This is a genomic window from Streptomyces sp. NPDC104309, from assembly GCF_055584025.1.
In genome coordinates, this window is sequence record NZ_JBVJMV010000045.1 from 33,949 (window position 1) to 49,369 (window position 15,421).

Genomic DNA, 15,421 nt, shown 5'->3' on the forward strand with positions numbered 1-15,421 from the left:
TCATCAGGACGGACTTCGTTCGAGGGCCACGAGCTCAACACGATGATCGACCTGATCCACAACTCCAATCCGGAGCACCTCGAAGACGCGGGTGATGCGCTCTGGAAGGCAAGGACGGCCATCAAGGTCGCCGCGGATGAGCTGGACGACTTCATCAAGGCTGTCGACTGGGAGGGCGAGTCCGGAATTGCCTTCCGTGACTGGGGCAATGGCCTGGTCGCCCACGCCCTGAAGCTGGGCGATTTCGCGGAGGCGGCCGGGACACAGATCACGGTCGCGGGCACGGGCCTCGCATCGGTGCGCAACTCCCTGCCGCCACGCGACAACCGCCTGGACCGCAAGTCCGTCGAGGACATCGAGGCCCCGAAGCGGATCGAGGGCAACCCGGAGTACGTCGCGGCGGTGAAGGTCGAGAAGAACCGCCAGGAGGCCATCAACCAGGCCAATCGACTGGCGTCGTACTACGCGGTTTCGGAGGAGAGGCTGGCGGCGCAGGAGCCGCCGCGGTTCGACAAGCAGCTTGATGTTGCGATGCCGCGGCCGCAGGGCCATATCGTAAGGACCCCTGATTCCGGCGGTTCGTCAGCAAGTCCCGAAACGTCGGGTAGTGGCACGCCACGAGGTGTATCGGAGCCCGCTGCGAAGGGCGAAGCCGGCAGCTCAGGCAATACCAGAAGCAGTGCCTCCGCCGAGGCACTTGGGGTGGCCACGCTTGTCCTGGACAAGAGCACATCAACTGAGATCGACAGTGTTACTGCTCCGCCAGCCCCGGTGACCGCTTCCGACACGTCTCCAATTCCGTCGGTTACAAATCCTACGAGCCCGAGCACAAGCTCGACTCCGCCCGTGGCGAATGGCTTTGTGAACCCGGTGACAGGCAGCTCGCGGCGGTCCACGGCATCAACTGGTTTGCCCAGAGCGATCGGGCAGCCCGGAAACAGTGGCCCCATGCGCAGTGGGCCTGCGGCGAATGGGCGCACCGGAGCTCCGGTTGGGCGTCCGGGGCCCATGGGCGGTAGCTCGGGCTCAGGCACGTCTGGGCGCCCTGGTGGGAGCGGGAGTCAGCCACCCGCTGCTGGTCGGTCCGGTGTGACTGGCGGCAGGCCCATGGCAGGAGGCCAAGCCGGTGCCTCCAGGTCTCCTGGTCCGCGTACTGGGCGGGCGAGCGGCATCGTAGGTGGGACCCCGCAGCGCACCGTTCCGGGCGCAGGTACGTCTGGGGGAGCTCGTGGTGTTCCGCGCGGAAAGGTTATCGGAGCCGGCGGAACGAACAGCGTGACTCGTCCTGGTGGGCGGGGGACTCCCAGCTCGAACGGCGTCGTGGGTACGCCTCGCGGTGCCGTCGGATCCGGGTCGGGTGCAAGGGGCTTCACTGCTGGGGGCGCGGGCCTCGTACGTGGGCCCGCAGGCCGACGAGACTCTGACGACGAGGAGCAGAACGGCGGCACCCCGCGTCCGGAATACCTGACGGAAGATAGAGAGACGTGGGAGGCCGGCCGGCGCGGAGTCGCACCGCCGGTGATCGAGTAGGTACAGGGAAGGTTCGGAAGTCAGGATGACAGCAGGAATGAGCCAGACCCGGAAGCGCCGCATGGCTCTCGGATTTCGAGGACGCCTGCTCGGCACGATGGCTGTGGCCGCTGCCTTGAGTGTGATATCCGCAGGGGCTGCTCCCTCCGCGCTCGCTGCGGATGTGCAATCGAAGCAGTGGTACCTCAGCGCGATGCAGGCGGAGGAGATGTGGAAGGTCACCACGGGCGAAGGTATCAAGGTTGCTGTCATCGACACCGGCGTCAATGCGTCCACACCTTCTCTGAAGGGACAGGTCCTGAAGGGGTTTGACGCTACAGGGGCCGACGGCGATGAGTACGACGACTATAACGGGCACGGCACAACGATGGCTGAGTTGATTGCCGGAACGGGCAAGGGTGGAGGCCTGCAGGGCCTCGCTCCGGGTGCAAAGATTATCCCGATGCGAATCACCAATACCGAGTTCCAGAACGGGCATTCGGTGAACGCCCATGACTCCGAAGACGCTATCCGGGCCGCAGCAGACAGCGATGCACAGATCATCAGCATGTCGTTTGCCAGCGACTTCCCCAAGCAGGAGGAGCGTGAAGCGGTGAAGTACGCCCAGAGTAAGGGGAAGTTGTTCTTCGCGGGCGTGGGGAATAATGCGGAGACGAGCAACAAGGATCAGTACCCTGCCGCGTACCCACAGGTCGTAGGTGTCTCCTCGGCTGACCGCGACGGCAAGGTAGCCGAGTACTCCCAAAACGGCGGCAGTGTGGATATCGCTGCTCCTGGTAGTGACATTCCGTACTGGTGTGATGAGACCTTCCAGAGGTATTGCGACGGCGATGGCACCAGCCAGGCAACCGCCATCGCATCCGCCTCCGCAGCCTTGGTGTGGTCCGCCCACCCTGACTGGACTGCGAACCAGGTCCTCAACGTTCTCTTCGACACTGCTGGCCGTGACTGGGAGAAGGGCACGCTCAGCAAGTACCTCGGCCACGGTCTGATCCGCCCCTCCATGAACATCTTGAAGGGCAAGGGAGCCCCCGGCGCCCCGGACATCAGCCCCCTCACCAAGGAAAAGACGTCCGGCTCCTCGGCCTCCCCCGCCCCGTCTGCACCAGCTTCGTCACAGCCCGAGAAGAAGGAAAAGGCTGACGACGCCGTCGTGGCAGGCTCCAGCAAGGAGAAGGACGACGGCAGTCCGCTCGGTCTGATCATCGGCGGAGCGGCAGCGGTATTCGTGCTCGGCGGCGGAGCCTTCACGCTCGTCCGTAAGCGCCGCACTGCCTGACAGGCCGTAGGTTCTTCATCCATACCCACCGGCGAGTAAAGCCGGACCGAATAAGAGCACCAGGAAGGAAGCCGAAACCATGGCTGATCAGAAGCTTTCAGAAGCCGCTCTACTCAAGCTGGAGGGTGAGCTCTCCACGCGGTTCGACTCAGTGAAGGGCCAGCTGAAGACGCTGCAGGCGACGATCGACGGCCTGGAAGGCGCTTGGAAGGGCATCGGCGCCGGTGCCTTCAACACGAAGCAGGACGAGATCAACCGGAAGATGGTCAGCATCGCCCATCGGCTCCTCAATTACCAGGAGGCCATCAAGGCGGCGCGAACCATTTCGGGCAACACCGAAGACGAAATCAAGCAGGCCCTTCAGGGTGTCGACGTCGTCAGCGGTTACTCGGGTGACGCGACGGCGGAGGCCAGGACCTCGAACCTCAACTACTTCTGATCCTGCCGCGCCCGCACCACGCACGAGGCAGTAACACCAAACCTAGATAACACGGGAGGACCGCATGCCGAGCAATCACGACGGCACGATGGTTGTCACTTACGCGAGCCTGGATCTGGCCGCCGGGGCAATCGACCGGCAGAGCAAGCAGCTCCAGGAGGACCTTGCGTCCATCAAGCGGATGATTGCCAATGTGTCCGAGCTCTGGGTGGGCGAAGCCAAGAGCGCCTATGACACCGCTCAGCAGGGCTGGGACAACGACGCCACGGCGATTCACAGCGCCCTGAGCGAGATCTCCAAGAAGGTGCGCGAGGCCGCAGCTTCCTACCACGCCGGCGACAAGCGGGCGAAGGCCAACTTCGAGTAGTCCTCGGCAGGACACAGTCAGGGTGGGCACGCACGGGAGGTGCCCACCCTGACCTGTGTCCCGACCATCGAGCCGAGCACACCACAGTGCCCCTGCCTGCAGGCAGGGGCACTGCCATCAGGCCCCGGAGCAGTAACTCCCGGTCTCGGAAGCTCAGCGGTACGGGGCCGCTCACCAGGCCGTCAAGTTCCTGTTGTCGGCGTATCGGCCCCTGCTTGGCGCGATCTGATGCCAGCGACGAGCGGTCGAGTGTGGCAGGGAGCGTGTCGCCGTCCCGCGTTTGTCCGGCGCGCTCGCTGAACAGCGAGGAGGCGCGTCCGCGTTTCAGATCACCAGCCGACACTGCCTCAATCGACAACTTCACGGGCCAGTTCTTCCGGTCTGCCCCCTCGGGTGGAGATCGTTTGCAGGTAGAGCGAAGAGCCCATGGAGCACCGTCGATTGCTCGGCGCGGACTGAAGTGTTCACTGCTCCGCCCCAGGTGGGGGCGCTGCTCCGGCGGAATGCCGGAGCAGCCCCGCCAAGTATCCTTTCGGCGTCCTGCTGTCTTGATCAACCGAAGGGGAAACCAACATGACCAAAGCCCGTATGTCCGCCGTGACTTGGAGCCTCTTGGCCGGAGTTGCCAGCGCACTGCTCGTCGGCTGCTCGGGCTCGGTCAGTGTGGGAAATTCCGATCCGAAACTGTCAGCGGACAAGCTGGCCGCCACGGTCGCCGAAAAGCTCGCCGCCACAACGAACCAGCCGAAGCCGGACGTCGCCTGCCCCGCCGACCTTGTCGGGAAGGTCGGCAACACCACCCGTTGCACGCTCACGGCCGGCGACGGCAGCACCTTGGGCGTGACGGTCAAGGTTTCATCTGTCGACGGGGCAAGATCAACTTCGACATCCAGGCCGACGCCACGGCTTCTCCGGCTGCGAACTGACAGCCGGGCCTTTCGCGCGCTCGTCGAGCGCGCGAAAGGCCCGGTCGGGCGCGGAGTTCGCCGGCAGCTTCCACACGGGCGTCGGCGTGTACTCAGGGACGCCGCAGAGGCAGTTGAGCCTCGACAGGGCGCGCTTCGGGCGTACGTGGCCCTCGACCCGGGCAATGAGCCCGTCCTTGTCGAAGCGGATCGGAGTGTCGGCGGCCTGCGGATCGGTGCGCAGGAAGTTCCCGAGCCTGTCGTCGGCGAAGTCCCCGTTGAGGCCGAACAGTTTGCGGATTGCGGCACGGGACGGTGGCCGGAGCTGTGGCTGAACAGACGGATCGGTACGTCGTCTTCATCTGCAGGCGCCTGGGTGTCGCCGGCCGGACGGTCTTCGCGTCACGACATTCGAAGCAGCAGATGGTGCACCCGTAATCGGGCCCTCAACGCTGTCCCAGGCACTGAGTCCGGACGACCCCTCACGGAACGGGGTAAGCCCCGTATCGGCCGACGGCGCCCGCGTCTCGTCCTCCGCCGAGGCCGGACGGCAGAGTGCCCCGTGCCCCGGTGAACCTTGAGTCACGGGGCAAGGGGCACTCTGCTTAGAGGTCGTCTCGTTTGGTGTGCTGCTCACATGCCGCGCTCCGGGCCGCGGGCATCGCGGGTGCGTTGGCCTGGAGCGGTAGGCAGGTACTCCAGTAGGACGGGTCCGGGGTAGAAGGTCGCACTGTCCCAGCCGGCCATCTCCTCGCCGATCAGGTAGCGGTACAGCCACTCGGCGAAGGCCATCGGGTGTCCGACCCAATCGCCTTCTTCCCCCTGTACCACCACACCGTTTGAGTACCCGTAGACCTGCGGAGCTCCGAAGACTGCGGCTCCCTGATCGGTGGCGGCGAGGGGTATGAGGCCCTCGGCGGTACCGAAGCTGAGCTGTGGGAGATCGCAGAACGTGCGTGGATCGTCGCGAGGCCCCGTGACATAGGACTCCCATGCACTCTCTGACCAGGCCTTTGATGCCGAGCGGACCTCCTCGCCTAGGTTCCACCGTTCGGACGCTGGATGGGAGAGGCAGAGGTGTCCGTTGATCTGCACGGGTGCGTAGGCGTCGACGATCTGCTTGTAGTCCGCCGGAAGCTTCCTGCCGAGTTCCTCCTCCAGGCTGAGCCAGGCCGCAGGATCGGCGAAGCGTTCCTCTCCCGGGCCGAGCATGGCGAAGACGGCCTGCAGGTAATCGGTCATAGCCTCTCGAAGATGCTTGCGAGGAAAACGTCCATGACAGCATCGACCAGATCTCCTGTCCACGGTTAGCCGGGGCCCTCGTTGTCATGGCATGGAGATGGTGCAGCAGCTGGTGCCCGACAAGTTGTGGGAGCTTTTTCTTCGTGTGGTGCCCGAGGCACCGGTGCGTCCACAAGGGGGCGGCCGTCGGACGGCTGACGATCGTGGTGTTCTGGCCGCGATTCTGTTCGCTGCCACCTCCGGCTGCACGTGGCGGCAGCTTCCGCCAGTGTTCGGGGCGTCCTGGCAGACCGCTCACCGCCGATTCACTCACTGGACCGAAGCCCGCGTTTGGGCCAAGCTCCACCGCGTGATCCTCGACAAGCTCGGTTCCAACGGCATCCTCGACTGGTCCCGATGCGCCATCGACTCAGTCAGTCTTCGGGCTGTCAAAGGGGGGATCCGACAGGACCGAATCCGACCGATCGAGGCAAAAAGGGATCCAAGATTCAACTGCTCACCGACCGAAGTGGTCTGCCTATCTCGGTCGGCATCTCCGGGGCGAATACCCATGACAGTCAAGGACTTGAGCCGCTCCTCCGGGGCATCCCACCGATTCGCTCGCGTCGCGGGCCACGCCGACGCCGGCCTGCGAAGCTCCACGGAGACAAGGGGTACGACTACCCTCACCTGCGTCGCTGGCTACGAGCACGGCACATCACGCCTCGCATCGCGCGCAAAGGCATCGAGTCCTCGGAGCGGCTCGGCCGTCACCGCTGGGTGGTTGAGCGGACTGTGGCATGGCTGAACGGCTTCCGACGCTTACATCGACGCTATGAGGTCCTGGCCGACCACTTCCTCGGGTTCGTCGGCATTGCAGCAGCCCTCATCTGCTACCGCCGAATCACCAACTGAGACGACCTCTTACTCAGGCAGCAGGTCAAGCCTGTGCGGGAATCAGGTCCAGCACGTCGCACAAGTAGTTCAATTTCTCGTCGACAGCCTGTGGAGAGAGAGTGCCTGTGTACCACGTGAACAGCTCGTTGCCGCGCAACGCAAACGGAGACTTCTTGGCTCGCGGGTCCGAGAGCATAAAAAGCACCACCGTATCACTCAAGACATCCCGGACAAACGACTCGTCCTTGGTGACGATCCGGAATTCCTCATCGAATTCCGGGACGCCGAGCTGCATCTTGGTCCTCCGATCGAGGATCGAGTCCAGCTTGCTCGGGTGATATATCTGCACAAACGGCCCCGAGCCCGGCGTCGTGACGACGAAGACTGCCTTGATGATGGGCACCCTCTGCTCCCCGACTTCGTGGGTCGCCATGGGGCTGACGTAGCGGTACTCGAAGTACACGAAGGGGTGACCGCGGAACTCTCCCTTGGTGTAGTGCCAGGCGCCCAGATTCGTGCCCTTGTCGGGGAGGGGAGTTATCCCGCAATAACGATCGATCCGCCCGTTCGTGCGCTGTGTGTATGTCCAACCACATTCCTGGGCAATCCGGGCAAGCTGCGAATACTCCTCCCTGGTCCGCGCATCCTTCTTGCGGCTGCGCCTGCCCATGATGAAGACGAGGGCGAACATTCCCGCAATGAAGGTGAAGAGGAGTACCTTCACCAGAATCCCTACGAGTAGCTCCATGACCCATGATTATGGCGGACGTCGAGCGACGGCCTGAACTGAGCCTGGATCCACGACCCCTTGACCTGAGCTGACCCCGAGGTGGTGGTCAGGCCGCTGACCCTGATCGCGGGGGCGGTGCTGTGGCGGACGCTGTGGTCCGTCGGCTCCCTATCTCTGGCATGCGGGGCACCTTACCCAGAGTTCTTGTCTGTCGGATCAGAACCCTCGTGAGCCCTACCGCTCACCAGGACAGTCCCTCCTTTGTGGGTAACTCGCCCGTGAAATTCCCCCTGGACAAGGGCAGCGCAACCATCCGTTGTACAGGTTCGGAGGGGAACTTCGGGTGTGGCCGTAGCGACTCCGGGTCCCTCTTTCCGAACCAGCGGGCTGAGCAGTCGGCACATATCTGCCTGTCGGCTGGGGTGCTTCCCCATAACGGCCCCTGCCCACGGCTGTCTCTCCGAGATCGGGCCGTGGGCGTGGGTGTCAGGCCGTGCAGTCGAGTGCCTTCTTCACCTTCGGTACGACGTCGAGGGCGAAGGACTCGATGTTCTCGCGCCGCCGGGTGACGTCGCCGGTGGACTTGAGACTGACCTCGACGTACACGATGACGTACTTGGCGTCGGGCGCCGCGCACTTCGCGCTGACCATGGCGTTGAAGTCACCCACCGCGCTCAGCCCGTTGAACGGCAGGTTCGCCATCTTCGCCCGGTTCTTGAAGCGAAACTCCTCCGACGGGTCCATCGGGTCGTAGAGCTTGTCGACCTTTTCGAGCCGGAGGTTGACCACGAGCCATTCGTCGACCCAGATGGCGCAGTTACCCACGCCCGTGGCCACGGGCTTGCCCAGGACCTTGAACTCCTTCCCGTCCACCAGGAACGGGTCGAGCGCCTTTACGCTGACCGGGACGCCGCACGCCGCCTTCGGAACGGTGTACTCGCGTCCCCCGCCGCATGCGCCGAGTGACAGTGCGAGGCAGCAGGCCACAGCCGAGGCGGTGAGGCGCCGTGATGTCTTCCCGGTCATTGGACGCCCGCCACTCCTTCGGCCTTCTTGTTGCCGTCGTTGGCGGCTTCCCCGATCTGTTTGTAGATGCCGTGGTTCTTCGAGTAGCCCTCGTGGGTCGGATCCTCGGCCCACTCCGTGTTCTCCTTGTACCAGATGTCCGCGATATTCTGGAGCTCCTGGGTACGTCGGGTGTACGTCTCCTGGTGGTCTGCGGTCGCCTGACTGCTGATCTTGTTCTGCTCGTCCTCCAGCATTTTGGACGTGACCACGTCCACGATGCGTTGGGCGGCGTCACCCGCCGGATGCCACGGTGTGACGAGGCCGCCGATGACGTGATACTTCCCGGCCTTCTCCCACGAGGCGTCGGCGAGCTTCTGGCCCTTCTCGTCGTTGGTGGCTTGGTAGCGGGCCTCCTCCAGGAAGCCGACGGTGCGGCCGGCGCGGTCCAGGCTGTCTTCCGGGTGCGCCTTCTCCGTGTAGATATCGGCCACGACCGCTCCGTGCATCTGCCTGACGAGCTCGCCGTAAGCGTCCCTGTTCCGCGAGACCTGTTTGCTGACCTCCATCAGCTGCCCCGAGTCCAGCTCGTGCCGTGACACCGGATCACTCATCGCCTGGTGCACCCAGTCGCCGTGGTTGCCCAGGGCCAGCGCCATGTCGTCGCGCAGCTCGGACGGGAAGTCGTTGCCCATGCTGGAGAGGATTCCGAGGGAGCGCTTCATGGCCTCCCGCTGCTCCAGCGAGTGCGGCAGGAACTCCGCGTCGGGGTCCTTCGGGTCGGACACGCCCGACACCGCCGCGAACATGGCCTTGCCGGCCGCGTCCTTGGCCTCGTTCGGACCGTCGTCCAGTGGGGAGTCGTCGAAGTACGGGCGGTCCTTCAGCACCCACTGCGCGTTGTCCTGCGGCTCCTTCGCGTTGAAGAAGTCCGTCGAGGCGTCCGGACTGTTGGAGAGTGCCGTGAGGAAGCCGGTCATCGGGTCGCGGCCGAACTCCTCGTCGCCGATGAAGTTCAGCTTCGGCTTCGGCGGCTGGTTCCAGAAGTGGTCCGGCAGCCTCATCTGCTTCTCCTTGGCGACCAGTTCGTTGCCGTACTTGTTGAGGAACTGGTCGTCGTAGTCGCCTGTGCGCATCAGGTTGCTCATGATCTGGAAGCCCCAGATGTCACCCTGGCGGGTGCTGTACCGCTCGCCCGAGAGCTTCAGCATGTCGTTCTCCCACTGCCGCATGGCAGGGCTGTCCGACTGGGTGGCGCCGCCCAGGACGTGGCCCAAGTTCTTCTGGAACTCGCCGAGCTGGTTGAGCTGCGTGCGGGTCAGGTCATTCGGGCTGTCCGGGCTCGAAAGGTCCGCCCAGAACTCCAACGTCGCCTTCGGGCCCAGCTGCGTGGCGAACTTCTCCTGGAACAACGGGTCGTTCTTGTACGAGCTGAGCAGACTGTTCAGCCTCTGGAACTCCTCGGGCGACATCTCGTCGCCCTTGTCCTTGATCAGTTTGGCGGCTTCCTCCGCCTTGCGCAGGGCGTCGATCGCGGTGTCACGGTCGTTGTAAGAGGCACCGGAGAAGCCGACCTCAGCCTGGTCGACGATGGCGCGCAGGACGGTTGCGGCCGTCGTGTCGCTCTCCGTCGCCCGGTTCAAGATGCGCTGCACATCGTCCCGCAGGTGCTCCGCGTCCTGCGGAGAGTGGTCCGGAACCTCGTGGCCCTTGGCGGCCCGGTCCGGGTGGATGATCATCGTCACCGTGAAGCCGCCACCGCCGGTCCGGGTCACCGTGAGGTTCTTCTTGCGGCCCCGCTCCAAGGCCTGATCCAACTGCTCCTTGTAGTCCACCAGCTCGTCGCGGGTGTCGTTGAGGATGTCGTGAACAGTCTTCGCCTGGGTGTGGGCGTCGGAGAATTCCCCCGCCGTCTTGGTGATGAACTCACGAGAAACTGTGGCATTCACACCGGCCCAGTCGGCCTTGTCCGCCTTCGCCTTCAGATCGTCCCGTGCGTCCGTTTCCAGCGTTCCGAGTTTGTCCACCACGCCCTTCCAGGCAGTGATGGCCTGGCCGAGCTGGCTGAAGTTGCCCTGGCGCAGCGTTTCGAAGTCCATCAGCGCTGCGTCCTCTCCGTGAATCCGTCGTCCAGCGTCGAAATGCTGCTCACGATGCCGTAGATGTAGTACTCGTCACCGGCGTGTGCACCCTTGGTGAAATCCATGTGATTGGAAATGTGCGCGCAGGCGTCCAGCAGGGTCTTGAGCTGCTTCTCCCAGCGCTCCTGTACATGGTCGAGCGCGCCGCCCAGTGCGAAGCCCTGGGTGCTCAGGTCCTTCGCGGCCGTCTGGCTGATGGACCAGGCATCGCGTCCGTATTTGCCCAGATTGTCGAAGAGTTTGAACGCGGCGTCACCGACGGCCGCGAGGTCCTGCTGATTGACCTTCAGGTCGCCTCCGGGAGCGGGCGTGCCGCCCTCGTCCGGTACACGGTTCAGCTGCATCGCCGCAGAGCGATTCTCGACAGCCGCCGTCTTGAGCTGCTCCCACTCGTCCCAGGCCGTCAGACCCCTTTCCCCCGTGCAGGCTGTTCCGCCGAGCTGGATGAGAAGACTTCGATCCTTCACTCGAAAAATCGACCTGACAATCGAACTTGACGGGAGTTTAGCGTCCGCCCCACGCTCATTCGATCTTCATGCCGTGCCAGTTCTGCCAGCTCTGCCGGCCCCGTTGGTCCCGTGGGCCTCGATGGCCGACGGTGCGGTCGTTGACTGCGCCGCCGATGCGAGGGGAGTGCCGCACTGCTGAAGTCACCTCTGTCCAGGGGCGGCAGCCCGTGCGAGCCACCACCCCACTCCCGGCGCGGAGAGGGCGCGGAGTACGAGGCGGGCGGGAACAGCCACACCGGCCTGCCCCGCCCACCGCGCAGGCGTCGTTTCCGCTCCGCCCGCCCACCGGGTACGCGGCAGCTACCGCTGCCCGTCCATGAGCCCGGACTGCACCAGCGGATTCCCCCGCCGCCTCGTGACGAAGACCCCGCGCCCCGGAGGCATCGGGCGCGGTCGTACGTTGCCGAGGACGTCCCCCTCGACGGGGTCGCCCGAGAGCATCAGGCCCTGTGCGCCCAGCTCCATGATGCGCTGCATGAACGGCTCGTACAGGGCCCGTCCGACCCCCGCCGTGCTACGGGCGATGATGAACCGGACGCCGACGTCGCGTGAGAACGGCAGCATCTCCGTGAGCTTGGCCAGCGGGTTCCCGCTGGACGTGGAGACCAGGTCGTAGTCGTCGACGACCACGTACACCGTCGGGCCGCTCCACCAGCTGCGTTCGCGCAGTTCCTGCGCCGTGACGTCGGGCGACGGCGTACGGCGCTTCATCAGGTCGTACAGCGCGTCCATGTGGTGCTCCATGTTGTTGGACATGGGCACGTACTCCGCCAGGTGCGTCGCAGGGGTGACGTCCAGGAGCGCTCGCCGGTTGTCGATGACGAACAACTTGCAGACGTTCCCGTCGTACCTCTCGGTCAGCTGCTTGATGAGCAGCCGCAGCAGATTGGACTTGCCGGACTCGCTCTCGCCGAACACCAGGAAGAACGGGTCGCGCTCGAAGTCGAGGAAGACCGGCTCCAGGTTGTTCTCGTCGATACCGAACGCGACACCCCGCTCCGGATGCGCGTAGCCCGCGGGCAGTTCGTGCACGGGGAGTTCGCGGGGCAGCAGCCGGACCGCCGGGGCGGGCGCCGCCGTCCAGTGCCGGGCGACCTCCTGGTTCATGGCCGCGGTCGCCTCGGAGAGGTCGCTGTCGGAGTTGATGCTGTCGATCCGCGGTACCGCGGCCATGAAGTGCAGCTTCTCCGGCGTGAGACCACGACCGGGCACGCCGGCCGGCACGTTGACCGCGGCCTTGCGGTCCAGTTCGGAGTCCATGACGTCGCCGAGCCGCAGTTCGAGCCGGTTCATCAGGTGGTCCTTGAGGTTGGCCCGGACCTCCATGGAACGCGACGCCGTGACGATGAGGTGGATGCCGTATCCGAGGCCGCGCGCCGCGATGTCCACGGCCGCCGCTTCCAGGCCCTCGTAGTCCGTACGGAAGTTGCCCCAGCCGTCGATGATCAGGAAGACGTCGCCCCACGGCTGGTCCGTGACCGAGATGTCGCCGCGCGCCCGCAGCCTGCGGAAGGTGGCGATGGAGTCGATGCCCGCGCTGCGGAAGTACTCCTCGCGCCGCGCCATGATCCCGTACACCTCGGAGACCGTGCGCCGCACCCGCTCCGGGTCGAGCCGGGAGGCGATCCCGCCGACGTGCGGCAGACCGGAGACCGAGGCCATGCCGCCGCCACCGAAGTCGAGTCCGTAGAACTGGACCTCCTGGGGCGTGTGGGTGAGTGCGAAGCCAGCGATGAGTGTGCGTAGCAGAGTGGACTTGCCGGACTGCGGACCACCGGTGATCTGCATGTGGCCTGCCGCACCGGAGAAGTCCCGGTAGAGCGTGTCGCGCCGCTGCTCGTACGGCTTGTCGACCACGCCCAGCGGTACGACGAGACGGCCCGCACCCTCGAATGCGGGCTGGGTCAGCCCACGACCCTCTACCGCGGCGAGCCCCGGCAGGAGCTCGTCCAGCGACGGCGGGTTGTCCAGCGGAGGGAGCCACACCTGGTGCGCGGAGACCCCCCGGCCCTCCAGCCGACGCACGATCACATCGAGCACCGTGTCCGCCAGGGCGTCGTCCTCCGACGTACGCGCCTCGGGTACGGAGGCCCCGGTCCGCAAGCTCGGCTGGACGTACTGCACCGGTACCGGAGCCGCCGTGAACACCACCGGCCTGCGGTCCACGGGCAGGGGGCCGGAGGTTACGGCCGGCTGGGCGCCCGAGCGGTACACCCCGGAGACGTACGCGGCCTTGAACCGCACCATCTCGTCCGTGCCGTACTTCAGGTAGCCGGAACCGGGGACGTTGGGCAGGTGGTAGGCGTCGGGCACACCCAGCGCCGCCCGGGACTCGCCCGCCGAGAACGTGCGCAGGCCGATCCGGTACGACAGATAGGTCTCCAGACCGCGCAGCCGCCCCTCCTCCAAGCGCTGTGAGGCCAGCAGCAGATGGACGCCCAGCGAACGGCCGATACGCCCGATCTGCACGAACATCTCGATGAAGTCGGGCTTGGCGGTGAGCAGTTCACTGAACTCGTCGATGACCAGAACGAGTGAGGGAATGGGCTGCAGCGGGGCGCCCGCGGCACGCGCCTTCTCGTAGTCATGGATGTTGGCGTAATTGCCCGCGTCGCGCAGCATCTCCTGGCGCCGGTTGAGCTCACCGCTGATGGAGTCGCCCATCCGGTCGACCAGCGTCAGATCGTCCGCGAGGTTGGTGATCACCGCCGCGACGTGCGGCATCTGTGCCATACCGGCGAAGGTGGCACCGCCCTTGAAGTCCGCGAGGACGAAGTTGAGCGTCTCCGAGGTGTGGGTGACAGCAAGGCCGAGTACGAGCGTACGCAGCAGTTCGGACTTTCCGGAACCGGTGGCCCCGACGCACAGACCATGCGGCCCCATGCCCTCCTGCGCCGCCTCCTTGAGGTCCAGCATCACCGGGGCGCCGTCCTCACCGACGCCGATCGGGACGCGCAGCCGCTCCGCCTGGGAGCGGGCCCGCCAGGTCCTGCTGACGTCGATCGAGGCGGCGTCACCGAGGTTCAGCAGATCGGTGAACTCGAGATTGGCGAGCAGCGGCTCGTCGTCGTCCCCGCCCGAGGCCACATGCAGCGGCGCCAGTTGCCGGCCCAGCGCTTCGGCCGCCTCATGGCTGAGCAGGTCGGGAAGGCCGTCGTAGACCAGCCCGTGACCGGACTCCAACCGCAGCGAATGGGGGTGCACCACGACGGACAGGCCGCCGCGTGCCCTGTTGGCCTCACCCGGTACGACCTCGACGACAGTCACGCCCTGGAGGCCCTCGGCCGCGGCGAGCGCCGACACCGGCGATACGGACTGGCCGTCGAGCACGACGACGACATGAGGCTGGTCCATGAGCGGCTGGCCATCGGGCTGGAAGCGCGGCCGGCCTTCGAGCCGGCCCGCGAGCATTTCCTCCAACTCCGCGACGCTCGTGGTGATCAGGCGGCGCACGCCGGCGCCGTCGACGAAGTCCGGGGCCTGGACGTGCGGAAGCCACTTCGCCCATTCCCAGCGCGGGGCTGCGTCCCGGTCCGTCGCGACGGCGATGATCAGGTCCTCGGGGGAGTGCAGCGAGGCGAGCGCACCGACCATCGCACGGGCCGTGGAACGGACGGACTCCGCTTCGCCGCTGATCGTCAGGTGGTAGAAGGCGCGCAGCGAGACTGCCATGGGCAGGCCGTCCAGCGTGCTGTGGGTCGTCAGGAACTGCTGCATCGCCCCCGCGGTCAGCGGCTCCAGCTCATCGACCGGCGCGGTCTCGGGCGCGATGAGCGGCGTGGCGAGTTCCTGACTGCCCAGGCCGATGCGTACCTGCGCGAAGTCGGCGTCACCGACGCGGCGCTCCCAGACCCGGCTGCCCTCGGCGACAAGCGCCCACAACTGCTCCGGGGACGGGTGGAGATAGAACTGCGCGTCGCGCTGTTTGCGGGCTGTCTTCAGCACGGCGCGCCTGGTTTGTGTCAGATACTTCAGATAATCACGCCGCATGTCGGCGAGCTGCCCCTGGGCGCCCCGCCGGAAGCGGACCATCATCGCAACGGCCATGGCGACCGTTGATGCGATCATGATCATGCCCATGATCCGCATGATCGGGTTGGGGGTCATGAAGAAGAAGACGACGGAACCGCCCATGCCGAGCATGGGCAGCAGCTGCATCATCACCCCCTCCTGCTGACCGCGAGGCAGTTCGGGCGGAGGTTGCAACTGCACCTGCTCGTCCGGCACTTCGGAGGGCAGGGCCCGCGGTGGGCGCTTGACGACAATCTGGCTCACAGCTCACCAATTCCCTTGCCGGACAGAACTGTTCGTATCGGCGCCCCCGTGGCGACGGGCCCCATCCGCGGGAGGATCCTATCGGCGTATGGAAGGACACCAGGAGCGGTAGGGTGTCGCGAC

At 65.6% G+C, this 15,421-nt stretch carries 11 protein-coding genes and 1 pseudogene; 5 read left to right on the forward strand and 7 right to left on the reverse strand.

Translation table 11 applies throughout. The annotated features are described in order from the left end of the window. Nucleotides 1-3: 3 nt before the first annotated feature. Nucleotides 4-552: a hypothetical protein gene (locus ACZ68L_RS38330; RefSeq protein ID WP_469587135.1), complete on the reverse strand. Its 549-nt coding sequence runs from the start codon at nt 550-552 to the stop codon at nt 4-6. A gap of 1,003 nt (nt 553-1,555) precedes the next feature. Here ACZ68L_RS38330 and ACZ68L_RS38335 point away from each other — a divergent pair. The 4 genes and pseudogenes from ACZ68L_RS38335 to ACZ68L_RS38350 all read left to right on the forward strand — a co-directional run bounded on the left by ACZ68L_RS38335 (nt 1,556) and on the right by ACZ68L_RS38350 (nt 4,541). Continuing rightward, nucleotides 1,556-2,809 carry a S8 family serine peptidase gene (locus ACZ68L_RS38335; protein ID WP_469587138.1) on the forward strand — a complete coding sequence of 418 codons (1,254 nt, stop codon included), beginning with the start codon at nt 1,556-1,558 and terminating at the stop codon, nt 2,807-2,809. 79 nt (nt 2,810-2,888) lie between these two features. Next, nucleotides 2,889-3,248, forward strand: coding sequence for a WXG100 family type VII secretion target (locus tag ACZ68L_RS38340; RefSeq protein ID WP_469587141.1), 360 nt, complete (start codon nt 2,889-2,891; stop codon nt 3,246-3,248). Nucleotides 3,249-3,312: 64 nt separating this feature from the next. Next, nucleotides 3,313-3,615, forward strand: coding sequence for a WXG100 family type VII secretion target (locus ACZ68L_RS38345; protein WP_469587143.1), 303 nt, complete (start codon nt 3,313-3,315; stop codon nt 3,613-3,615). A gap of 573 nt (nt 3,616-4,188) precedes the next feature. After that, nucleotides 4,189-4,541 (forward strand): annotated as a pseudogene (locus tag ACZ68L_RS38350) (DUF4333 domain-containing protein). Between the two features lie 612 nt (nt 4,542-5,153). Here the strand turns inward: ACZ68L_RS38350 and ACZ68L_RS38355 are convergent. Beyond that, nucleotides 5,154-5,762 carry a hypothetical protein gene (locus ACZ68L_RS38355; RefSeq protein ID WP_469587146.1) on the reverse strand — a complete coding sequence of 203 codons (609 nt, stop codon included), beginning with the start codon at nt 5,760-5,762 and terminating at the stop codon, nt 5,154-5,156. 97 nt (nt 5,763-5,859) lie between these two features. On the opposite strand from ACZ68L_RS38355, the gene ACZ68L_RS38360 reads away from it, so the two are divergent. Beyond that, nucleotides 5,860-6,656, forward strand: a protein-coding gene (locus ACZ68L_RS38360) for an IS5 family transposase (protein ID WP_469587148.1) whose coding sequence is annotated in 2 segments (ribosomal slippage) — nt 5,860-6,205 and nt 6,205-6,656 — 798 coding nt in all. Because the reading frame shifts where the segments join, the coding sequence is not laid out codon by codon here. Between the two features lie 25 nt (nt 6,657-6,681). Here the strand turns inward: ACZ68L_RS38360 and ACZ68L_RS38365 are convergent. From ACZ68L_RS38365 to eccCa, 5 genes are all read right to left on the reverse strand, one after another. Beyond that, nucleotides 6,682-7,386 carry a hypothetical protein gene (locus ACZ68L_RS38365; RefSeq protein ID WP_469587151.1) on the reverse strand — a complete coding sequence of 235 codons (705 nt, stop codon included), beginning with the start codon at nt 7,384-7,386 and terminating at the stop codon, nt 6,682-6,684. Nucleotides 7,387-7,854: 468 nt separating this feature from the next. Further along, on the reverse strand, nt 7,855-8,394 hold the full coding sequence (locus ACZ68L_RS38370; RefSeq protein ID WP_469587153.1) for a hypothetical protein: 540 nt from the start codon (nt 8,392-8,394) through the stop codon (nt 7,855-7,857). Further along, a complete protein-coding gene (locus tag ACZ68L_RS38375) occupies nt 8,391-10,472 on the reverse strand; it encodes a hypothetical protein (protein WP_469587156.1) in 2,082 nt (693 codons plus the stop codon). Before ACZ68L_RS38375 ends, ACZ68L_RS38370 begins: the two co-directional genes overlap by 4 nt. Further along, complete coding sequence (locus ACZ68L_RS38380) at nt 10,472-10,858, reverse strand: hypothetical protein (RefSeq protein ID WP_469587182.1); 387 nt, start codon at nt 10,856-10,858, stop codon at nt 10,472-10,474. Before ACZ68L_RS38380 ends, ACZ68L_RS38375 begins: the two co-directional genes overlap by 1 nt. A gap of 465 nt (nt 10,859-11,323) precedes the next feature. Then, nucleotides 11,324-15,298 (reverse strand): type VII secretion protein EccCa, encoded by a 3,975-nt coding sequence (eccCa, locus tag ACZ68L_RS38385; RefSeq protein WP_469587159.1) that lies wholly within the window; start codon nt 15,296-15,298, stop codon nt 11,324-11,326. Nucleotides 15,299-15,421: the final 123 nt, after the last annotated feature.